We start from the raw sequence: 20,427 nt of genomic DNA, 5'->3' as shown, positions 1-20,427 counted from the left end.
GACGAAGGCCGTGCAGCCCTAAGCTCGCACGCCATGAACAGACATAACCATCGCCCCGTTGTACTTTGCCTGTCCGGCCACGACCCCAGCGGGGGCGCCGGCCTGCAGGCGGATATCGAAGCCCTCATCGCCCAGGACTGCCACGCCGCCCCCTGCATCACCGCGCTGACCGTGCAGGACACCGTCGACGTGCAGGACTTCCGTGTTCTCGACCGCGACTGGGTACTCGCCCAGGCCGCCGCCGTGAGCAACGACCTGCCCGTCGCCGCCGTCAAGCTGGGCATGCTCGGCTCGGTGGAAATGGTCGACACGGTACTCGACATCATGGGCCGCCTGCCCGGCACGCCGCTGGTCTGCGACCCGGTCCTGCGGGCAGGCGGCGGTGGTGCGCTGGGCAAGGACGAAGTCGGCTTCGCCATGCGCGAGCGCCTGTTCCCCATCGCCACCATCGCCACGCCGAACCTGCCCGAAGCCCGCATCCTCGCCGAACTGCCCGAAGGCAGTGCGGATGAATGCGCAGCCCGGTTGTTGCCGCATATCCGACACCTGTTGATCACCGGCGGGCATGGCGACGAAACGCAAGTGCATAATCGCCTCTACTCGCGCAACGGCAGCCCACGCACCTTCATCTGCCCGCGCCTGCCCGGCAGCTACCACGGTTCCGGCTGCACCCTGGCCAGTGCCCTGGCGGGCCGGCTGGCGCTGGGCGAAGGGCTCGAAAGCGCAGTAGAACGCGCACTCGACTACACCTGGCGAACCCTGCGCGATGCCGAAGCACCGGGCCGTGGGCAATACATCCCCCGGCGCCTGCCCCTGGACAGTTGAAGCGCCACCACCCGAAGGAGAACAGATTTGAAGCTGCGCGGCCTTTACGCCATCACCGACAGCCAGTTGCTGGCCGGTGGTCGGTTGCTGCCCTACGTCGAAGCGGCACTGCGCGGCGGTGCCCGCCTGCTGCAATACCGTGACAAATCGGACGATGACGCCCGGCGCCTGCGCGAAGCCCAGGCGCTGCTCGAACTCTGCACCCAGTACGGCGCCAGCCTGCTGATCAACGACGACCTCGAACTGGCCGCGCGCCTCGGCGTCGGCGTCCACCTCGGCCTGGCCGATGGCTCGCTGTCGGCGGCCCGGGCGCTGCTCGGCCCCCAGGCGATCATCGGCGCCTCCTGCTATGCCAGCCTGGCGCTGGCCGAACAGGCCCGTGCCGAGGGCGCCAGCTATGCCGCCTTCGGACGCTTCTTCAACTCCCACACCAAACCCGGCGAGCCCGCCGCGACGCGGGAGCTGCTGGAGCAGGCGCGCACGCAAGTGCGGCTGCCGCTGGTGGCCATCGGCGGCATCACCCTCGAGCGCGCCCCCGACCTGATCGCCAGCGGCGCCAGCCTGGTGGCGGTGATCCATGCCCTGTTCTCGGCCGAAGATGCCGACGAAGTGGAACACCGCGCCCGCGCTTTCAGCCAACTGTTCGCCACACACTGAATTCAGCGGCCGATGGCCATGCCGTCGGCCCATCCCACCTTTGCATGAGGTCATCCATGTCCCGTTCAGAACACCTTTTCGCCAGCGCCCAGACCCACATCCCCGGCGGCGTCAACTCGCCGGTACGCGCCTTTCGCAGCGTCGGCGGCACGCCCCTGTTCTTCAAGCATGCCGAAGGCGCCTACGTCACCGACGAGGATGACAAGCGCTACGTCGACTACGTCGGCTCCTGGGGACCGATGATCCTCGGCCACAGCCACCCACAGGTGCTCGATGCCGTGCGGCGCCAGCTCGAACACGGCCTGTCCTATGGCGCGCCCACCGCCATGGAAACCGAGATGGCCGAGCGCGTCTGCCGCCTGGTGCCGTCCATGGAGATGGTGCGCATGGTCAGCTCCGGCACCGAGGCGACCATGAGCGCCATCCGCCTGGCGCGGGGCTACACCGGCCGCGACGACATCATCAAGTTCGAAGGCTGCTACCACGGGCACTCCGACAGCCTGCTGGTCAAGGCCGGCTCCGGCGCCCTGACCCAGGGCGTGCCCAGTTCTGCGGGCGTACCCGCCGACTTCGCCCGCCACACCCTGACACTGCCCTACAACGACCTGCCGGCCGTGCGCGAACGCCTGGCAGAAGTCGGCTCTCAGGTGGCGTGCATCATCGTCGAGCCGGTGGCCGGCAACATGAACTGCGTACCGCCAGCGCCCGGCTTCCTCGAAGGGCTGCGCAGTCTGTGCGACGAATACGGCATCGTGCTGATCTTCGATGAAGTGATGACCGGCTTCCGCGTCGCCCTGGGCGGTGCCCAGGCGCACTTCGGCATCACCCCCGACCTGTCCACCTTCGGCAAGATCATCGGCGGCGGCATGCCGGTCGGCTGCTTCGGCGGCAAACGCGCCATCATGGAATGCGTCGCCCCGCTGGGCCCGGTCTACCAGGCCGGCACCCTCTCGGGCAACCCGCTGGCCATGGCCGCCGGCCTGACCACCCTGGAACTGATCAGTCGTCCGGGCTTCCATGACGAACTGACCACCTACACCCGCCGGCTGCTGCAAGGCCTGCAGGCACGCGCCGACGCCGCCGGCATTCCGTTCGTGACCACCCAGGTCGGCGGCATGTTCGGCCTTTACTTCAGCGACGCCGACGACATCGTGACCTTCGAAGACGTGATGGCCAGCGATGCCGAGCGCTTCAAGCGCTTCTTCCACCTGATGCTGGAAGGCGGCGTCTACCTGGCACCGAGCGCGTTCGAGGCCGGCTTCACCTCCATCGCCCATGGCGACAAGGAACTGGAGATCACCCTGGAAGCTGCCGAAAAGGCTTTTGCGCGCTTGAAATGACTTTATGGCGGGCAATGACATATCCATTCGCCCGCTTTTTCTCCCGTCCGGCTCAAAGCCTTTGTAAGGCGGCGGCGGCTTATCCATAATGTGACCCTCACATTTCAATACGCCCAGCCATCAGAGGCGCACCGATTCATGAACCGCACCGCGCGCACCCTGCTACTGGGTTGCCTGCTGCTCGTTTCCCCCCTCCCCGCACTCGCAGACGGCAATTCCCTGCTGGTACCTGCCGACTTCCGTTGCGCGCTGGATGCCGTGCCTGACGCCTTGTCCGACGCCCTGCGCCTTTGCGAACAGGCTGCCCTTGGCGGCGACCTGCAGGCCGCCTTCGAACTGGGTGAGTTCTACCACGATGGCCGGCGCGCTCCACGGGACCTGCCCAAGGCCCTGAAGTGGTTCGAACTGGCCTCGCTCCATGGCCACGCAGCCGCCCAACATCGCCTCGGTGTCATGTTCTTCCGCGGCGAAGGCGTGCCGGCCAGCAACGTGCAGGCCTATATCGTGTTGAAGATGGCCGCGGTCAATGGCGACGAAAGCGCACTGGATACCGCCGATCGGGTATCCACCCAGATGCGCCGCGACGAACTGGAAATCGCCACCCAGGTGCTCGGCCAGGTATTTCGCAACTACCTGCTGGACTTGCAGGTGCCGGACCCGGCAGCGCCTGTAACGCCCTTGGTGAGTCCAGGCAGCACTCAGACGCCCTGACAGCAGGGTTTGCAGTCATGTATCCAGGCAATCGCGCGATATAAAGACTGTATTGGCATATTGTCTGGGCTTTCTGCGTACACCCGTCAGCCTTGTGGTGGCTGAGCCACCGGTTGCGCCCTTACGGCGCCTCCCTTTCTTTGCTCGTGCAAAGAAAGGAAGCAAAGAAACACGCCCCCAGTCATACGGCCCCTGCGCTGCGCTCCGGGGTTCCTTCACTCCGGCATCGCTCCGGGGGCCGGCGTACAAGGGCCATCCATGGCCCTCTACGCCTCTCGTGGCATCCATGCCACTCGCTCCCCTACGCAATGCCTGCGTTCAGCCTTCTGAAAGGGGGTGGATGCTGCGTCTGTGACAGACTCTATCGATCAGATCTAAATATAAACTTCAATCAAGTTTGTTTAATTCGGTCTTCCAGTCACCGCCCGCTTCACCACCCCCATCAGGAGGCCGAGCGGAATCGTCGTGTAAGGGGTTGAGCGGCAGGGATGCCGCGAGAGTCGCGATGGGCCATAGATGGCCCTTCGCGGCGTGCACCTGGAACGGCGATGGAGCGAGGGAACCCCGGAGCGCAGCGCAGGGGCCGTATGCTGGGGGCGCATTCTCTTTGGTCACTTTCTCTTGTGCGAACAAGAGAAAGTGACTCGGCGTAAGGCCGAAACCGGTAGTTCGGCCACTACACCAGCTGCGGGTGTACGCCAAAAGCCAAAATTGCCAATCCAGTCTCAATCTCCACATAGCCCGCTCGCCCCGAGCCATACATACGAACGGTAGCCGCATCCACCATTGGCGCTTATAATTCGCGGTCATTTTTTGCACAACGCCGGCCCCGTCACATGACCCGCAAGCTTTACATCGAAACCCACGGTTGCCAGATGAACGAGTACGACAGCTCGCGCATGATCGACCTGCTGGGTGAACAGCAGCCCCTGGAGATCACCAACGACCCGGCACAAGCCGACGTGATCCTGCTCAACACCTGTTCAATTCGCGAAAAGGCCCAGGAAAAAGTCTTCTCGCAACTGGGCCGCTGGCGTGAGCTGAAGCTGGAGAACCCGCAACTGGTGATCGGCGTCGGCGGCTGCGTGGCCAGCCAGGAAGGCGCGGCGATCCGTGACCGTGCGCCCTATGTCGACGTGGTCTTCGGTCCGCAGACCCTGCACCGCCTGCCGGAAATGATCGACGCCGCCCGGGCCACGCAAACACCGCAGGTGGATATCTCCTTCCCCGAGATCGAGAAGTTCGACCACCTGCCGGAGCCGCGCATCGACGGCCCCAGTGCCTTCGTCTCGGTCATGGAAGGTTGCAGCAAGTACTGCAGCTTCTGCGTAGTGCCCTATACCCGTGGCGAGGAAGTCAGCCGCCCGTTCGACGACGTGCTGGCCGAGGTCATCCACCTGGCGGAAAACGGCGTGCGCGAAGTCACCCTGCTCGGCCAGAACGTCAACGGCTACCGGGGCGCCACCCACGACGGGCGTATCGCCGACCTCGCCGAACTGATCCGCGTGATCGCCGAAGTCGACGGCATCGACCGTATCCGCTACACCACCTCGCACCCCCTGGAGTTCTCCGACGCGCTGATCCAGGCCCACGCCGAAGTACCGGAACTGGTGAAATACCTGCACCTGCCGGTGCAGTCCGGCTCCGACCGCATCCTCGCGGCGATGAAGCGCAACCACACGGCGCTGGAATACAAGTCGCGCATCCGCAAGCTGAAAGCAGCGGTGCCGGACATCATGATCAGCTCCGACTTCATCGTCGGCTTCCCCGGCGAGACCGAGAAAGACTTCGAGCAGACCATGAAGCTGATCGAGGACGTCGGCTTCGACTTCTCCTTCTCCTTCATCTACAGCCCGCGCCCCGGCACCCCGGCCTCGGACCTGCCGGACGACACCCCTGACGAAGTGAAGAAACAGCGTCTGTCGATCCTCCAGCAGCGCATCAACCAGCAGGGCTTCGAGAACAGCCGCCGCCTGGTCGGTACCACCCAGCGTATCCTCGTCAGCGATTACTCGAAGAAGGACCCTGGCATGCTGCAGGGCCGCACCGAACACAACCGCATCGTCAACTTCCGCAGCAACAATCCGTTGCTGATCGGCCAGTTCATCGACGTGCACATCGACGATGCCCTGCCGCACTCGCTGCGCGGCACGCTGCTGGACTGACGACAACGCCCCCGAACGGCAGGCACCCATCACAACCTGGTGCCTGTCTCGTTCTTGTAGCTTTGCGCTTTTACGCTGTGGCGCTATCCTCACCCCATCTTTCTGTCGATCACGGTCAAACAAAAGCTCTTGAACACCCCCATAGAACCCCATCGCTTTACCCTGGAACCCTTCGAAGCCGATCGCTTCGCCAATCTCTGCGGCCAGTTCGACGAAAACCTGCGACTGATCGAACAGCGTCTGGACCTGGAAATCCGCAATCGCGGCAACCAGTTCGAACTGGTCGGCGCCCCCGAAGTGACCCATGCCGCGGAAAAGCTGCTGCGACGCCTGTACCGTGAGGCCAAGGGCGCCGAACTGCCTCCCGATACCGTGCACCTGTATTTGCAGGAATCCGCCATGGAGGAAATCGGGACGGGCCACGCCAGCCAGCTCGTCAGCCTGCGCACACGCAAGGGCAGCATCACACCACGCGGTGCCAACCAGCAGCGCTACGTCAAGGCGATCCTGGAAAACGACATCAACTTCGGCGTCGGCCCCGCCGGCACCGGCAAGACCTACCTGGCCGTCGCCTGCGCGGTGGATGCGCTGGAGCGCGAACAGGTGCGACGCATCCTTCTGGTGCGCCCGGCGGTCGAAGCGGGCGAAAAACTGGGCTTCCTGCCCGGCGACCTGGCACAGAAGATCGACCCTTACCTGCGCCCGCTGTACGACGCCCTGTACGAAATGCTCGGTTTCGAGCAAGTGGCGCGGCTGATCGAAAAGCAGGTGATCGAGATCGCACCGCTGGCCTACATGCGCGGGCGCACGCTGAACAACAGCTTCATCATCCTCGACGAGAGCCAGAACACCACCCAGGAACAGATGAAGATGTTCCTCACCCGGATCGGCTTCGGCTCCACCGCAGTGATCACCGGCGACATCACCCAGGTCGACCTGCCACGCGGCACCAAGTCCGGCCTGGCCCACGTCATCGAGGTGCTGGACAAGGTCAACGGCATCAGCTTCACCCACTTCCAGCCCAAGGACGTGGTACGCCATCCCTTGGTGCAACGCATCGTCGAAGCCTACGAGCGTTTCGAGGGCCGCCAGGGCTCGAAGGCGGGAGACCGCAGTGCGGATTGAACTGGACCTGCAGAACGCCTCGGCAGGCCAGGTGCCTGCCACCAGCGACTTCCAGGCCTGGTGCGCCCTGGCCCTGCGCCAGCGCAGCGCCGACTCCGAGCTGACCATTCGCCTGGTCGACGAAGCCGAAGGCCGCGAGCTGAACCACACCTGGCGGCACAAGGACTATGCGACCAATGTCCTCTCCTTTCCTGCCGAGGTACCGGACGAATATCTGGATATCCCGCTGCTGGGGGACATGGTGATCTGCGTCCCGGTGGTCGAACGCGAGGCCACCGAACAGGGCAAGGTTCTTGCAGCGCACTGGGCGCACCTGGTCATCCACGGCTGCCTGCATCTGCTCGGCTACGACCACATCGAAGAGGACGAAGCCGAGGAAATGGAACAACTGGAACGCCAACTACTGGCCGAACTGGGTCATCCCGACCCTTATGCGGCCGAATAGCCCGACAGGGCCTACATCAAGGGACTCTTGAGTCACAGACATGAGCGAAGATCGATCGAGCAACGGGAAAAAGTCCTGGCTGGAAAACATCACCAAGGCCTTTTCCCATGAGCCGAAAAACCGCCAGGACCTGCTGGAAATCCTGCGCGGCGCACACCAGAACAACCTACTCGACAACGAGGCCCTGGCCATCGTCGAAGGCGCCATCCAGGTCGCGGACCTACAAGTGCGCGACATCATGGTGCCGCGCTCCCAGGTCATCACCATCCGCGCGGGCCAGGCACCGGAGGAGTTCCTGCCGGAAATCATCGCCGCGGCCCACTCCCGCTACCCGGTGATCGGCGAGAGCCTGGACGATATCGTCGGCGTCCTGCTGGCCAAGGACCTGCTGCCGCTGATCCTGCGCGACCCTCACCATGCGTTCGACCTGCGCCAGTTGCTGCGCCCGGCCACCTTCGTACCCGAGTCCAAGCGACTCAACGTGCTGTTGCGCGAGTTCCGCGCCAACCACAACCACATGGCCATCGTCATCGACGAATACGGCGGCGTGGCCGGCCTGGTGACCATCGAGGACGTACTGGAGCAGATCGTCGGCGACATCGAGGACGAGCACGACGTCGAAGAAGACAGCTACATCCGTCCGCTGCCCAGCGGCGACTTCCTGGTCAAGGCACTGACGCCCATCGAGCGCTTCAACGCGTTCTTCGACAGCGAATTCCCCGACAACGAGTACGAAACCGTGGCCGGCCTGGTAATGAGCGCATTCGGCCACCTGCCCAAACGCAACGAAACCACCGAGATCGACGGCTTCCGTTTCCGCGTACTCAGCGCAGACAGCCGCCGCGTGCATATGCTGCGCCTGACGAAGCAGTGAACGGCACGCGAGCGTAATCCGCGTGGGTACTGCCCTTGGGCGGCCGGACAGGGCAGCCGCATGAAGATGGTGATGCCTATTCATATGGACAAGCCATACGGATAGGCATGGGCAGAGCCCACTTTTGCCCCCTCTCCCGCGTGCGGGAGAGGGCTGGGGAGAGGGTTCTTGCGCTTGCCCCAGCCCACCGGACGACACCGACACTGGACTCCAACCTCCGCGGGAAGGACTATTCACCCTTCCCGCACCGGGTGCCTGCACCTGATCGCCCCCACCCTTGATCCGAGAGATTTCCATGCTGACACGGCTGTTCAATCCCGGCTGGCCAGGCAACCTGCTGGCATTGCTGGCCGGCACGCTCACCACCCTCGGCCTGGCCCCCTTCGATCTCTGGCCACTGCCCCTGCTCTCCGCAGCCCTGCTCTACCTGGGCCTGCGCAACCTGTCACGGAAACAGGCCGCGGGACGGGGCTGGTGCTATGGCTTCGGCCTGTTCGCGTCGGGAGTCAGTTGGGTCTACGTCAGCATCCACGACTTCGGTGCTGCCTCCCCCGCCCTCGCGGGCTTGCTGACACTGGGTTTCGTCGCCGGGCTGGCACTGTTCTTCGCCCTGCTCGGCTGGCTCTGGAGCGGCTGGCTACGCCGTACTAACGCGCCCCTGGCCGACGCCCTGGCCTTCGCCGCCCTCTGGCTGGCCCTGGACGCCTTGCGCGGCTGGATACTGACCGGATTTCCCTGGCTATACGCGGGCTACAGCCAACTGGACGGTCCCCTCGCCGGCCTCGCGCCGCTGGGCGGTGTCTGGCTGTTGAGCTTCACCATCGTCCTGAGCGCCGCCCTGCTGAGCAATCTGCCGGCGCTCTTCAAACACAAACAGCAAGCGCTGCTGGCCGTGGTACTGGTCGGCTCGCTCTGGCTGCTGGGCATGACGCTTGGCCAACATGACTGGACCCAGGCGAAAGGCCAGGCGCTGAGCGTCACGGCGGTGCAGGGCAATATCGAACAGAGCATGAAATGGGACCCGCAGAAGCTGGAGCGGCAACTGATCCTGTACCGTGACCTGACCCTGGAGAGCCCGCGCAGCGACCTGGTGGTCTGGCCAGAAACGGCAATCCCGGTCTTCCAGGAGCAGGTCACCGGCTACCTGGCCATGCTCGACGACACGTCCAACCAGCGTGACTCAGCGTTGATCGCAGGCATTCCCGTACGCCGTCCCAATGCCGCCGGGGAAAACCGCTACTACAACGGCCTGACCGTACTCGGCCAGGGCGGCGATACCTACTTCAAGCAGCGACTGGTGCCCTTCGGCGAATACGTACCGCTGCAGGACATGCTGCGTGGGCTGATCGCCTTCTTCGACCTGCCGATGTCGGACTTCGCCCGTGGCGAGCCCGACCAACCCCCCTTGCAGGCCAAGGGCTACAGGATCGCGCCTTATATCTGCTACGAAGTGGTCTACCCGGACTTCGCGGCAGCCCTGGCAGCGCAGAGCGATATCCTGCTGACGGTCAGCAACGATGCCTGGTTCGGGCGCTCGATCGGCCCGCTGCAACACCTGCAAATGGCGCAGATGCGTGCATTGGAGGCCGGACGCTGGATGATCCGCGCCACCAACAACGGCATCACGGTCCTGATCGACCCCTACGGCCGTATCCAGGCCCAGGCGCCACAGTTCGAACAGGCCGTGCTCAGGGGTGAAGTCACGCCCATGCAAGGGCTGACGCCCTTCCTGCAATGGCGCTCCTGGCCACTGGGGCTTGCATGCCTGCTGATCCTCGCCTGGGCAACCTTCGCCAGGCGCAAGAAAGGGCAACCCTGAGGCGGCCAACTAGTCCCGACAAGGTGCGTCATGCCGGCTGTCGCACCGCCATCGGACAGCGGGATAGCCATGTGCTGTCATGGTGCGGGTAGGCGTCAGCCAGGGTTGATGGCCTCCTGCCCTCTCCGCTGCGCAGGCAAGGCATCGCCCGGACTTGCGGTGTGCAGGACGGGGAGGCCGGAGCAAATCACGTTCCCCAGCCTGTCGGGCGTCATGTATGCTACCGCGTTTACGAAGCTCCGCTGCCTGCCAGCCTCCACGGGTTGCCGGCCATACAGTCGGAGAAGCCAGTCTTCCTGCCTAAAACAGTAGCCATGCACGAACAGTATCAGCCCCGCGAAATCGAAGCCGCCGCGCAGTCCTTCTGGAACGCCAACCAATCATTCCAGGCCGTCATGAAGCCGGGGCAGGAGAAGTTCTACTGCCTGTCGATGTTCCCCTACCCCAGCGGCAAGCTACACATGGGGCACGTGCGCAACTACACCATCGGCGACGTGATCGCACGCTACCAGCGCATGCAGGGCAAGAACGTGCTGCAACCCATGGGTTGGGACGCCTTCGGCATGCCGGCGGAAAACGCGGCGATGAACAACAATGTTCCCCCTGCCGAGTGGACCTACTCCAACATCGACTACATGAAGACCCAGCTCAAGAGCCTGGGCCTGGCCATCGACTGGTCGCGTGAAGTCACTACCTGCAAGCCGGACTACTACCGCTGGGAGCAGTGGCTGTTCACCGAGCTGTTCCGCAAGGGCATCATCTACCGCAAGAACGGCACCGTGAACTGGGACCCGGTCGACCAGACCGTCCTGGCCAACGAGCAGGTCATCGACGGGTGCGGCTGGCGTTCGGGTGCGCTGATCGAGAAGCGCGAAATCCCGATGTACTACTTCCGCATCACCGCCTATGCCGAAGAACTGCTGAACAGCCTGGACGACCTGCCGGGCTGGCCCGAGCAGGTCAAGACCATGCAGCGCAACTGGATCGGCAAGAGCTTCGGCGCCGACATCGTCTTCGACTATGACGCCGACAGTATCGGCAGCGAAGGCCAGTTGAAGGTCTACTCCACGCGCCCCGACACCCTGATGGGCGCGACCTACGTCGCGGTCGCCGCCGAACACCCGCTGGCCCAGCGTGCGGCAGAGCACAACGCCGACCTGCAAGCCTTCATCGCCGAATGCAAGGCGGGCTCCGTGGCCGAGGCCGACATGGCCACCATGGAGAAGAAAGGCCTGGCCACCGGCCAGTTCGTCATCCATCCGCTGACCGGCGACAAACTGCCGGTGTTCGTCGCCAACTACGTGCTGTGGGGCTACGGCGAAGGCGCGGTGATGGCCGTGCCGGCGCATGACGAGCGCGACTTCGAATTCGCCAACAAATACGACCTGCCGATCCGCCAGGTCTATGCCGGCGAGGGCAAGGACTTCTCAGCCAGCGAGTGGCAAGCCTGGTATGGCGACAAGGATGGCCTGACCACCATCAACTCCGGCACCTTCGACGGCAAGTCCTTCAACGAGGCCTTCGACGCCATCGTCGCCGCCCTCGAGGCCAGTGCCCACGGTACCCGCAAGACCCAGTTCCGCCTGCGCGACTGGGGTATCAGCCGCCAGCGCTACTGGGGCTGCCCGATCCCGATCATCCACGGTGAAGACGGCGACGACATCCCGGTCCCGGCCGAACTGCTGCCCGTGGTGCTGCCCGAAGACGTGGTGCCGGACGGCGCCGGCTCGCCGCTGGCGCGCCTGCCCTCCTTCTACGAAACCACCGACCCGCGCACCGGCAAGCCGGCACGGCGCGAAACCGACACCATGGACACCTTCGTCGAGAGCTCCTGGTACTTCGCCCGCTATGCCTCGCCGAACTTCGAAGGCGGCATGCTGGACAAGGAAGAAGCCAACTACTGGCTGCCGGTCGACCAGTACATCGGCGGCATCGAGCACGCCATCCTGCACCTGCTGTATGCGCGTTTCTTCCACAAGCTGATGCGCGACCAGGGCCTGATCGACTCCGACGAACCGTTCGCCAACCTGCTGACACAAGGCATGGTGATTGCCGAGACCTACTATCGCCTGCGCGAAAACGGCGGCAAGGAGTGGTTCAACCCCGCCGACGTCGAGATCGAACGCGACGCCAAGGGCAAGATCATCGCCGCCAAGCTCAAGAGTGACGGCCAGCCGGTGGAAATCGGCGGCACCGAGAAGATGTCCAAGTCGAAGAACAACGGCGTCGACCCGCAGACCATGATCGACACCTACGGCGCCGACACCTGCCGCCTGTTCATGATGTTCGCCTCGCCGCCCGACATGAGCCTGGAATGGTCCGACGCAGGCGTCGAAGGTGCCAACCGCTTCCTGCGCCGCGTCTGGCGCCTGGCCCATGCCCACGTCAGTGCCGGCCTGCCGGGCACGCTGGACATCGCCAGCCTGGACGACGGGCAGAAGGCCATTCGCCGCGCCATTCACCTGGCCATCCGCCAGGCCAGCCAGGATATCGGCCAGCACCACAAGTTCAACACGGCCATCGCCCAGGTCATGACCCTGATGAACGTGCTGGAAAAGGCTCCCACCGCCAGCGAGCAGGATCGTGCCCTGCTGCACAATGGCCTGGAGACCGTTGCCCTGCTGCTGGCCCCGATCACACCGCACATCAGCCATGAACTGTGGGAACGCCTGGGTCACAGCAATGCCGTGATCAGCGCACCCTGGCCACAGGTGGACGAGTCCGCCCTGGTTCAGGACAGCCTGACCCTGGTGGTACAGGTCAATGGCAAACTGCGCGGCCAGATCGAAGTGCCGGCACAGGCCAGCCGCGAAGAAGTCGAAAGCGCTGCGCGCAGCAACGAAAACGTCCTGCGCTTCACCGAAGGCCTGGCGATCCGCAAGGTCATCGTGGTGCCGGGCAAACTGGTCAATATCGTCGCAAACTGAGTCCTGCCGGCGCCCCGCGCCGGCATCGATGGGGATAACACAATGCTCAAACGCAACCTGATGATGCTTGGCCTCGCATTGCTGCTGGCTGGCTGTGGTTTCCAACTGCGTGGCACCGGCAGCGCCGACTTCGCCCTGACCGAGATCGACCTGCAAGCCCGCAACAGCTATGGCGACACCGTCAAGCAGCTCGAACAGCTGCTCAGCAGCAATGGCGTCCAGGTACACCCGGGCGCTCGCTACACGCTGAACCTGCTGAACGAGCAGGAGCACCGCCGCACCGCCAGCTACAGCGGTTCGGCACGCACGGCCGAGTACGAGTTGTCCAGCCAGCTCGACTACGAGTTCCGTGGCCCTCAAGGCCTGCTGCTGCTGAACGACAGCGTCGACGTGCGCAAGGTCTACGTCCATGACGAAAACAACCTGATCGGTACCTCGCAGGAAGCCAACCAGCTGCGTGAAGAAATTCGTCGCGACCTGCTGCAACAACTGGTCATGCGCCTGCAACGCATCACCCCGGCCCAGCTCGACCGCCTGCAGCGGGACGCGGAAGACAAGCTGCGTGCGGAGCAGCAGGCACTGGAAGCGGCCGAACAGCCAAGCGCCCCCCAGCACTCGCCTGTGGAATGATCCCTGCGGGGCCGGCGACGGCCCCCGGAATCCCCTCCGATGAAACTGCCTCCAGCCCAACTCGGCAAACACCTGCAAGGTGCCCTCGCCCCCGTCTATGTCGTGTGCGGCGACGAACACCTGCTCTGCCAGGAAGCCTGCGACAGCATCCGCCATGCGGCACGCCAGCAAGGCTACGATGAACGCCAGGTCTTCAATGCCGAAGCCGGGTTCGACTGGGGGCAACTGATCGAGGCTGGCGCCAGCCTCTCATTGTTCTCCCAGAAGCGCCTGCTGGAACTGCGCATTCCCAATGGCAAACCCGGCGACAAGGGTGCCAGCGCCCTGCTCGAATACATCGCTCGCCCTGCCGAGGATACGATCCTGCTGATCAGCCTGCCCAAGCTCGACGGCAGTGCGCAGAAGACCAAGTGGGCCAAGGCGCTGATCGACGGCAAGGAAGCACAGTTCATCCAGATCTGGCCCGTGGATGCCCAGCAACTTCCCCAGTGGATACGCCAGCGCCTTTCCCAATCGGGCCTGAGTGCCAGCCAGGAGGCAGTGGAACTGATCGCCGCGCGGGTCGAAGGCAACCTGCTGGCGGCCTCGCAAGAGATAGAGAAACTCAAGCTGCTGGCCGAACAGGGGCAGATCACCGCGGATACCGTCCAGGCGGCGGTTGCCGACAGCGCACGCTACGATGTCTTCGGGCTGATCGACGCAGCCCTGCATGGCCAGGCCCAGCACAGCCTGCATATGTTGCAGGGATTGCGCGGCGAAGGCGTGGAAGCGCCAGTGATTCTCTGGGCACTGTCCAGGGAAATCCGCTTGCTGGCCAACCTGGCGCACCAATACGCCCAGGGCACGCCCCTGGAGCGCGCCTTCAGCCAAGCACGCCCACCGGTATGGGACAAACGGCGTCCGCTGTTGTCCAAGGCGCTGCAACGCCACAGCAGCGCACGCTGGAACCAGATGCTGCAGGAAGCCCAGCAGATCGACGAGCAGATCAAGGGGCAAGCCCCTGGCGATGCCTGGATCGGCCTGGCCAATCTAAGCCTGCAACTGGCGGGACAGCGGCTGTTCAAGAAAGAACACTGAAGCAGCGCTTGCAACGAAACCGTCACCACACTATTTCCCTGGCACCTTTTATCGTATCGTTCGCGGCACCACCGCAGGAGGAGCCCCATGGCCAAGAAAAGCAAACGCCCCAACCGGGCCAAATCCACCGTCGCCCAGCCTCTGTTCCGCTGTCGCCAGGAACAACCCGCCAAAGGCAAAGGCAGCTACCGCCGCGAAGCCTCCCAGCAAAACTGGGAGGCTTCGCTCTTTCTGGCGGCCTGAAAGCCAATCGATCCAAAGCGTGCTAAGGTCGCATCTCGTCGAACCAACGAGAGCGAGCATGCCTTTTCCTGTGATTCCCGCCGCCCTTCTTCGCACCCTCATCGCCGTTTCGGGGCTGAGCCTGGTGGTCGCCTGCGCCGCCGAAACCCGAACACCCACTGACCAGCCCAGCCCCACGGCGCCGCTGTCCAGCCCGGAGTCGCCCGTGTTGCAAAGCTTCGCGGACTGGCGCGCAACCTTTCGTGAAGAAGCCCTGGCCAAGGGTATTTCGCCACTCGTCTTCGACCGCGCCTTCAGCGCTATCGAGCCTGACGCCAGCGTGATCGATGCGGACCGTAGCCAGCCCGAATTCACTCGTCCGGTCTGGCAGTACCTGGAAGGCGCCATCTCGCCGCAACGGGTCTCCAAGGGCCGTGCCCTGCTGCGAAAACATTCGGCCACCCTCGACGCCATCGAGGCACGCTATGCCGTGGACCGGAATGTCCTGGTGGCCATCTGGGGCCTGGAAAGCAGCTTCGGCCAGATCATGGGCAACAAGTCCGTGATTCGCTCCCTGGCCACCCTGGCCCACGAAGGACGGCGCCCGGCCTTCGCCCGAGCCCAACTGCTGGCGGCGCTGGAAATCCTCCAGCATGGCGATGTCCAGCCGGAGCGCATGCGCGGTTCCTGGGCGGGTGCCATGGGGCAGACCCAGTTCATTCCGACGACCTACAACACCCATGCGGTGGACTTCGACGGTGATGGCCGCCGGGACATCTGGGACAGCGAGGCCGACGCACTCGCCTCCGCAGCTCATTACCTGCAAGCCTCGGGCTGGAAGCTTGGGCAGCCCTGGGGCAAGGAAGTCCGCCTGCCCGCCAACTTCGACTACGCCCTGGCCGACATGGACACACGCAAAGCGCTGGCGCAATGGCGGCAACTGGGGGTCAGTGGCCTGACAGGGCTGGATGAGCAGACCCAGGCCAGCCTGCTGCTGCCCGCCGGGCATCGCGGGCCGGCGTTCCTGGTACTGGATAACTTCCGCAGCATCCTGCGCTACAACAACTCAAGCGCCTACGCCCTGGCCATTGGCCTGCTGTCCGAACGCTTCGATGGCCGCGGCCTGATCCAGGCCGACTGGCCCGAGGATGAAAAGCCCCTGAGCCGCTCCCAGCGCCTGGAATTGCAGGAGCGTCTGCAAAACCTCGGCTTCGCTCCTGGCACTCCCGACGGCATCATCGGTGCGAATACGCGCCGTGCCATTCGCCAGTACCAGCAGCAACTCGGCTGGCCAGCGGATGGCTACGCCAGCCTTGCCCTGCTGGAACGCCTGCGCCAGAGCCGTTGAGAGCAAAAATCCCCGGCATTGCCGGGGATTTTTATAGTTGCCGCTCATAGCTGCGACACATTGACTCATAAGAAATAAGTATAAGAAAGTTGCCCGGAGAGGCCGTTCCGCAGGTGCAAGCTCATTAGACTTTAGTCTAAAATGCGCACCATCAACGAAACGTCCACCGAGGACAGCAGCCATGACCGAACCCCAGTTAAAAAACCTTCTCGATGATCTGGATACCCGCCAAGCCGATGCTGATGCCATCAGCCGCCTCGTAGTGACCCGCCTGGCCAAGCAACACATTCCTTATCGTGCGATGCTCGGAAAACTGGAACTCGATGGCAAGATCGTCTCCCCCCATTTCTGGGTAGAAGCCGATGGCTGCGTGATCGACTACCGTGGCCGCCAGCGCCTGAACAACGACAGTCGCGCCCCGCATGGTGTCTTCGCCCGCGAGAAAGCCAGCGCACGCTACCAGGGCCAACAGATCGTTATCGATCCGCTGCCCGACTACATGCTGGCCGCGATCAAGCACTGATCCGCGTCGCAACGAAAAACGGCTGAAGAGCGATCTCCAGCCGTTTTTTTATGTCCGCATCAAAGTCCCAGGCACAGGTATTTTATTTCCAGGTAGTCCTCGATACCGTACTTCGAACCTTCACGCCCCAGGCCGGATGCCTTGATACCGCCAAACGGCGCCACCTCGTTGGAGATCAGACCGGTATTGATCCCGACCATACCGTACTCCAGCGCTTCGGCAACACGGAAAACACGCGACAGGTCGCGGGCATAGAAGTACGACGCCAAACCGAACTCGGTGTCGTTGGCCTGGGCAATCACCTCATCCTCGTCATTGAAACGAAATAGCGGCGCCAGCGGACCAAAGGTCTCCTCCCGTGCCACCAGGGCATCGCTCGGGACATCCGCGAGGATGGTCGGTTCGAAGAAACCGCCACCCAAGGCATGGGACTTGCCACCGCTGACCACCCGCGCCCCCCGGGTGACGGCGTCGTCGATATGCTCGCGGACCTTGGCCACAGCCTTCTCGTCGATCAACGGACCAGTGGTCACACCTGCTTCCAGGCCGTTGCCAACCCTCAGTTTGGCAACGGCAACCCGCAGCTTTTCGACGAAGGCGTCGTAGACCCCCGCCTGCACATACAGACGGTTGGCGCAGACACAGGTCTGCCCGTTGTTGCGGTACTTGGAGACGATAGCCCCTTCGACCGCCGCATCCAGGTCGGCATCGTCGAAAACGATGAAGGGCGCATTGCCGCCCAACTCCAGCGAAACCTTCTTGATATCCCGCGCGCACTCGGCCATCAGTTGGCGACCGATCTCGGTGGAGCCAGTGAAGGACAGCTTGCGCACGACCGGGTTACGGGTCAGCTCACTGCCGATATCCCCCGCCGAGCCTGTCACCACGTTCAGCACGCCCGCTGGAATACCCGCCTCCTCGGCCAGCACCGCCAGCGCCAGCGCGGAAAACGGCGTCTGTGAAGCAGGCTTGAGCACCATGGTGCAGCCGGCAGCCAGCGCCGGGCCAGCCTTGCGCGTGATCATCGCAGCGGGAAAGTTCCAGGGCGTGATCGCCGCGGTGACGCCGATCGGCTGCTTGATCACGATCAGTCGCTTGTCGGCCTGGTGGCCGGGAATGGTGTCGCCATAGACGCGCTTGGCCTCCTCGGCGAACCATTCGATGAAGGACGCGGCATAGGCGATCTCGCCCTTGGCCTCGGCCAGGGGTTTGCCTTGCTCCAGGGTCATCAGCCGCGCCAGTTCGTCCTGATTCGCCATGACCAGTTCGAACCAGCGGCGCAGCTTGGTGGAGCGCTCCTTGGCGGTCAGCGCCCGCCAGGCTGGCAGGGCCCGCTCGGCGGCCTCGATGGCGCGACGCGTTTCGCTGACGCCCATCTTCGGCACCGAACCGATGATGGCTCCCGTAGCCGGATCGTTGACCTCGAGCCGGGCGCCATCGTCGGCGTCCTGCCAGGTACCATCGATATAGGCTTGCTCGCGCAATAGCTGGGGTTTGCTCGCTTGCATGGCTATCCACACTCCCGGCCCGCCCGCTGGCAGGCTCTGTCGTTGAACCTGTGCATCGCATGGCAGGGATGAGCCGGATATGGGCTGCCCACACTCCATGGAGCATTCGTGGACCAGCATGAAGGTTGTATCGCCCCGTGTGCAACTGATTGCAGACAGGTCGCATAAGGCACGCGCCTGAGGGCAATGGCCACCCTGCAGGGGCCAAAACGCAAACCGCCCTTCGAAGAAGGGCGGTCGTAGGCGTCAGAACGGCGTGAGCGTTACTCGCCCTTGCCGGCCTTGGCCTGCTCGTCCGCATGGTAGGAGGAGCGCACCAGTGGTCCGGAGGCGACGTTCTTGAAGCCCAGTCGCGCACCTTCCTCGGCGAACCAGGCGAAGGTGTCCGGGTGGACGAAGCGCTGCACCGGCAAGTGGTTACGCGAAGGCTGCAAATACTGGCCCAGGGTCAGCATGTCGATGTCGTGCTCGCGCATACGGTGCATGACCTCGACCACTTCATCGTCCGTCTCGCCGAGCCCCAGCATCAGACCCGACTTGGTCGGCACATGGGGCACGAGTTGCTTGAACTTCTGCAGCAGATCGAGGGACCACTCGAAATCCGAGCCAGGACGCGAGGAGCGGTACAGGCGCGGTACCGTTTCCAGGTTGTGGTTGAACACATCCGGCGGCTCGGCCGCAGTGATCTCCAGCGCGATGTCCATCCGGCCACGGTAGTCAGGCACCAGGGTTTCCAACTGCACGTTCGGCGACAGCTTGCGGATTTCCCGCAGGCAATCGGCGAAGTGCTGGGCTCCGCCGTCACGCAGGTCGTCGCGGTCCACCGAGGTGATGACGACGTACTTCAGGCGCAGGTCGGCAATGGCCAGGGCCAGGTTCATCGGCTCATCGGTGTCCAGCGGCTTCGGACGACCATGGCCAACGTCGCAGAACGGGCAACGCCGCGTGCAGATATCGCCCATGATCATGAACGTCGCGGTACCGCCCGAGAAACACTCGCCCAGGTTCGGGCAGGACGCTTCTTCGCAGACGCTGTGCAGCTTGTGCTTGCGCAGCAGTTGCTTGATCCGGTCGACCTCGGGTGAAACGGGGATACGCACACGAATCCAGTCCGGCTTCGCGGGCAGTTCCACCGTCGGGATGATTTTCACCGGGATCCGTGCGACTTTCTCGGCACCGCGCAACTTGACACCGGCTTCTATCTTCGCAGGACGTGCCGCCTGGGTTTCAACAGTGCTCATAAATCCTCGATTCCGCCCGTAAGGGTCTTCTGTTCTACATGGCCGAGGCGCTGCACGAGTTGCGCACGCAGACGGCCAGCTACTGCGGAGAAGTCCACCGGCCCGACCAGGTCACGTAACTGTGTCATTTTAAGGCCGGCATAGCCACAGGGGTTGATCCTGCTGAACGGTTCCATGTCCATGTCGATGTTCAAGGCAAGGCCATGAAACGAACAGCCGCGCCGTATCCGCAGCCCGAGGGAAGCGATCTTCGCCCCGTCGACATAGACGCCTGGCGCGTCGGGCTTGGCGGCGGCATCCACACCATACTCCGCCAGCAGCGCAACCAAACTGTCTTCCATCAAGTTTACCAGCTCGCGAACACCCAGCCCCAGTCGACGCACGTCGAGCAGCAGGTAGACGATCAGTTGGCCGGGGCCGTGGTAGGTGACCTGTCCGCCCCTGTCGGCCTGCACGACGGGAATGTCGCCCGGCAACAGCAGATGCTCGGCCTTGCCAGCCTGTCCTTGGGTGAACACGGGCCGATGCTGCAACAACCAGAGTTCGTCCGGAGTGTCCGGACCGCGCTGCTGGGTCAGACACTGCATGGCCTGCCAGGCCGGCAGGTAGTCGACCAGCCCGAGCTCGCGGACGCAGAGCGCCTGCAGCTCCATCACAACACCATATGGACGCGCCCGGTGGCACGCAGGTCGAGGTTGATCGCCTGCAATTGCTCGATGCCCGTGGCCGTGATGTACACCTGTACGGAGAGGAAACGCCCGGTTCGGCTGTCGCGGGTGACCAGCGTGGTTTCGTCGAAGTCCGGCGCGTGACGACGGATCACGTCGATCACCAGTTGGTGGAAGCCTTCCGCACCCTCGCCAATCACCTTGATCGGGTAATTCTCGCAAGGAAAGTCGATTTTCGGAGCTTGGATATCCTGCGGGTCTTGCGTGTTGTTTGTCATGGAAACGGACTCGTGATCCGCAAACGCGGCGCGACCGGCTGGGT

General features: G+C 63.8%; 19 protein-coding genes. 15 read left to right on the top strand and 4 right to left on the bottom strand.

All coding sequences use genetic code 11. The annotated features are described in order from the left end of the window. The first annotated feature begins 33 nt into the window (after positions 1-33). The 15 genes from HW090_RS14080 to HW090_RS14010 all read left to right on the top strand — a co-directional run bounded on the left by HW090_RS14080 (position 34) and on the right by HW090_RS14010 (position 16,688). Positions 34-825 (top strand): bifunctional hydroxymethylpyrimidine kinase/phosphomethylpyrimidine kinase, encoded by a 792-nt coding sequence (locus HW090_RS14080; RefSeq protein WP_179114107.1) that lies wholly within the window; start codon positions 34-36, stop codon positions 823-825. 27 nt (positions 826-852) lie between these two features. Next, positions 853-1,482, top strand: coding sequence for a thiamine phosphate synthase (gene thiE / locus HW090_RS14075; RefSeq protein WP_179114106.1), 630 nt, complete (start codon positions 853-855; stop codon positions 1,480-1,482). Positions 1,483-1,538: 56 nt separating this feature from the next. Continuing rightward, entirely contained in the window at positions 1,539-2,822 is a 1,284-nt protein-coding gene (gene hemL, locus HW090_RS14070) for a glutamate-1-semialdehyde 2,1-aminomutase (RefSeq protein WP_179114105.1), read from the top strand. Positions 2,823-2,960: 138 nt separating this feature from the next. Beyond that, positions 2,961-3,533 (top strand): tetratricopeptide repeat protein, encoded by a 573-nt coding sequence (locus HW090_RS14065; RefSeq protein ID WP_179114104.1) that lies wholly within the window; start codon positions 2,961-2,963, stop codon positions 3,531-3,533. A gap of 836 nt (positions 3,534-4,369) precedes the next feature. After that, on the top strand, positions 4,370-5,698 hold the full coding sequence (gene miaB / locus HW090_RS14060) for a tRNA (N6-isopentenyl adenosine(37)-C2)-methylthiotransferase MiaB (RefSeq protein WP_179114103.1): 1,329 nt from the start codon (positions 4,370-4,372) through the stop codon (positions 5,696-5,698). A 129-nt stretch (positions 5,699-5,827) separates the two neighbouring features. After that, positions 5,828-6,823: a PhoH family protein gene (locus tag HW090_RS14055; RefSeq protein WP_179114102.1), complete on the top strand. Its 996-nt coding sequence runs from the start codon at positions 5,828-5,830 to the stop codon at positions 6,821-6,823. After that, on the top strand, positions 6,813-7,268 hold the full coding sequence (ybeY, locus tag HW090_RS14050) for an rRNA maturation RNase YbeY (RefSeq protein ID WP_179114101.1): 456 nt from the start codon (positions 6,813-6,815) through the stop codon (positions 7,266-7,268). Before HW090_RS14055 ends, ybeY begins: the two co-directional genes overlap by 11 nt. 40 nt (positions 7,269-7,308) lie before the next feature. Then, entirely contained in the window at positions 7,309-8,142 is an 834-nt protein-coding gene (locus tag HW090_RS14045; protein ID WP_179114100.1) for an HlyC/CorC family transporter, read from the top strand. A 295-nt stretch (positions 8,143-8,437) separates the two neighbouring features. Further along, the gene (gene lnt / locus HW090_RS14040; RefSeq protein WP_179114099.1) at positions 8,438-9,961 is read left to right on the top strand and encodes an apolipoprotein N-acyltransferase; all 1,524 of its coding nucleotides are present in this window, start codon (positions 8,438-8,440) and stop codon (positions 9,959-9,961) included. Between the two features lie 314 nt (positions 9,962-10,275). Continuing rightward, positions 10,276-12,888, top strand: a complete 2,613-nt coding sequence (gene leuS / locus HW090_RS14035) for a leucine--tRNA ligase (RefSeq protein ID WP_179114098.1) — start codon at positions 10,276-10,278, stop codon at positions 12,886-12,888. A gap of 42 nt (positions 12,889-12,930) precedes the next feature. Beyond that, on the top strand, positions 12,931-13,518 hold the full coding sequence (lptE, locus tag HW090_RS14030; RefSeq protein ID WP_179114097.1) for an LPS assembly lipoprotein LptE: 588 nt from the start codon (positions 12,931-12,933) through the stop codon (positions 13,516-13,518). A 39-nt stretch (positions 13,519-13,557) separates the two neighbouring features. Beyond that, positions 13,558-14,595, top strand: coding sequence for a DNA polymerase III subunit delta (holA, locus tag HW090_RS14025; RefSeq protein ID WP_179114096.1), 1,038 nt, complete (start codon positions 13,558-13,560; stop codon positions 14,593-14,595). Between the two features lie 87 nt (positions 14,596-14,682). Beyond that, entirely contained in the window at positions 14,683-14,838 is a 156-nt protein-coding gene (arfA, locus tag HW090_RS14020) for an alternative ribosome rescue factor ArfA (protein ID WP_179114095.1), read from the top strand. A gap of 58 nt (positions 14,839-14,896) precedes the next feature. After that, positions 14,897-16,165 (top strand): lytic murein transglycosylase, encoded by a 1,269-nt coding sequence (locus tag HW090_RS14015; RefSeq protein WP_179114094.1) that lies wholly within the window; start codon positions 14,897-14,899, stop codon positions 16,163-16,165. Between the two features lie 181 nt (positions 16,166-16,346). After that, a complete protein-coding gene (locus tag HW090_RS14010; protein WP_179114093.1) occupies positions 16,347-16,688 on the top strand; it encodes a hypothetical protein in 342 nt (113 codons plus the stop codon). Between the two features lie 59 nt (positions 16,689-16,747). On the opposite strand, the gene gabD is transcribed toward HW090_RS14010, so the two are convergent. The 4 genes from gabD to HW090_RS13990 all read right to left on the bottom strand — a co-directional run bounded on the left by gabD (position 16,748) and on the right by HW090_RS13990 (position 20,383). Continuing rightward, entirely contained in the window at positions 16,748-18,196 is a 1,449-nt protein-coding gene (gene gabD, locus HW090_RS14005; RefSeq protein ID WP_179114092.1) for an NADP-dependent succinate-semialdehyde dehydrogenase, read from the bottom strand. Positions 18,197-18,459: 263 nt separating this feature from the next. Next, positions 18,460-19,437: a lipoyl synthase gene (gene lipA / locus HW090_RS14000; protein ID WP_179114091.1), complete on the bottom strand. Its 978-nt coding sequence runs from the start codon at positions 19,435-19,437 to the stop codon at positions 18,460-18,462. Next, positions 19,434-20,090, bottom strand: a complete 657-nt coding sequence (gene lipB / locus HW090_RS13995; RefSeq protein ID WP_179114090.1) for a lipoyl(octanoyl) transferase LipB — start codon at positions 20,088-20,090, stop codon at positions 19,434-19,436. The genes lipA and lipB overlap by 4 nt, the downstream gene beginning before the upstream one ends. Next, on the bottom strand, positions 20,090-20,383 hold the full coding sequence (locus HW090_RS13990) for a DUF493 domain-containing protein (RefSeq protein ID WP_179114089.1): 294 nt from the start codon (positions 20,381-20,383) through the stop codon (positions 20,090-20,092). Before HW090_RS13990 ends, lipB begins: the two co-directional genes overlap by 1 nt. Between the last annotated feature and the right edge of the window lie 44 nt (positions 20,384-20,427).

The organism is Pseudomonas sp. ABC1 (assembly GCF_013395055.1).
Classification (GTDB): domain Bacteria; phylum Pseudomonadota; class Gammaproteobacteria; order Pseudomonadales; family Pseudomonadaceae; genus Stutzerimonas.
Note: the sequence above shows the minus strand (reverse complement) of the source record. Positions and strands in the feature narration are given on the sequence as shown.

What these genes read in the sequence shown, in the direction of transcription:
- HW090_RS14080 (WP_179114107.1), top strand. Translation starts at nt 34, where the DNA reads ATGAACAGACATAACCATCGCCCCGTTGTACTTTGCCTGTCCGGCCAC.
- hemL (WP_179114105.1), top strand. Translation starts at nt 1,539, where the DNA reads ATGTCCCGTTCAGAACACCTTTTCGCCAGCGCCCAGACCCACATCCCC.
- HW090_RS14065 (WP_179114104.1), top strand. Translation starts at nt 2,961, where the DNA reads ATGAACCGCACCGCGCGCACCCTGCTACTGGGTTGCCTGCTGCTCGTT.
- miaB (WP_179114103.1), top strand. Translation starts at nt 4,370, where the DNA reads ATGACCCGCAAGCTTTACATCGAAACCCACGGTTGCCAGATGAACGAG.
- HW090_RS14045 (WP_179114100.1), top strand. Translation starts at nt 7,309, where the DNA reads ATGAGCGAAGATCGATCGAGCAACGGGAAAAAGTCCTGGCTGGAAAAC.
- lnt (WP_179114099.1), top strand. Translation starts at nt 8,438, where the DNA reads ATGCTGACACGGCTGTTCAATCCCGGCTGGCCAGGCAACCTGCTGGCA.
- leuS (WP_179114098.1), top strand. Translation starts at nt 10,276, where the DNA reads ATGCACGAACAGTATCAGCCCCGCGAAATCGAAGCCGCCGCGCAGTCC.
- lptE (WP_179114097.1), top strand. Translation starts at nt 12,931, where the DNA reads ATGCTCAAACGCAACCTGATGATGCTTGGCCTCGCATTGCTGCTGGCT.
- holA (WP_179114096.1), top strand. Translation starts at nt 13,558, where the DNA reads ATGAAACTGCCTCCAGCCCAACTCGGCAAACACCTGCAAGGTGCCCTC.
- arfA (WP_179114095.1), top strand. Translation starts at nt 14,683, where the DNA reads ATGGCCAAGAAAAGCAAACGCCCCAACCGGGCCAAATCCACCGTCGCC.
- HW090_RS14015 (WP_179114094.1), top strand. Translation starts at nt 14,897, where the DNA reads ATGCCTTTTCCTGTGATTCCCGCCGCCCTTCTTCGCACCCTCATCGCC.
- HW090_RS14010 (WP_179114093.1), top strand. Translation starts at nt 16,347, where the DNA reads ATGACCGAACCCCAGTTAAAAAACCTTCTCGATGATCTGGATACCCGC.
- gabD (WP_179114092.1), bottom strand. Translation starts at nt 18,196, where the DNA reads ATGCAAGCGAGCAAACCCCAGCTATTGCGCGAGCAAGCCTATATCGAT.
- lipA (WP_179114091.1), bottom strand. Translation starts at nt 19,437, where the DNA reads ATGAGCACTGTTGAAACCCAGGCGGCACGTCCTGCGAAGATAGAAGCC.
- lipB (WP_179114090.1), bottom strand. Translation starts at nt 20,090, where the DNA reads ATGGAGCTGCAGGCGCTCTGCGTCCGCGAGCTCGGGCTGGTCGACTAC.
- HW090_RS13990 (WP_179114089.1), bottom strand. Translation starts at nt 20,383, where the DNA reads ATGACAAACAACACGCAAGACCCGCAGGATATCCAAGCTCCGAAAATC.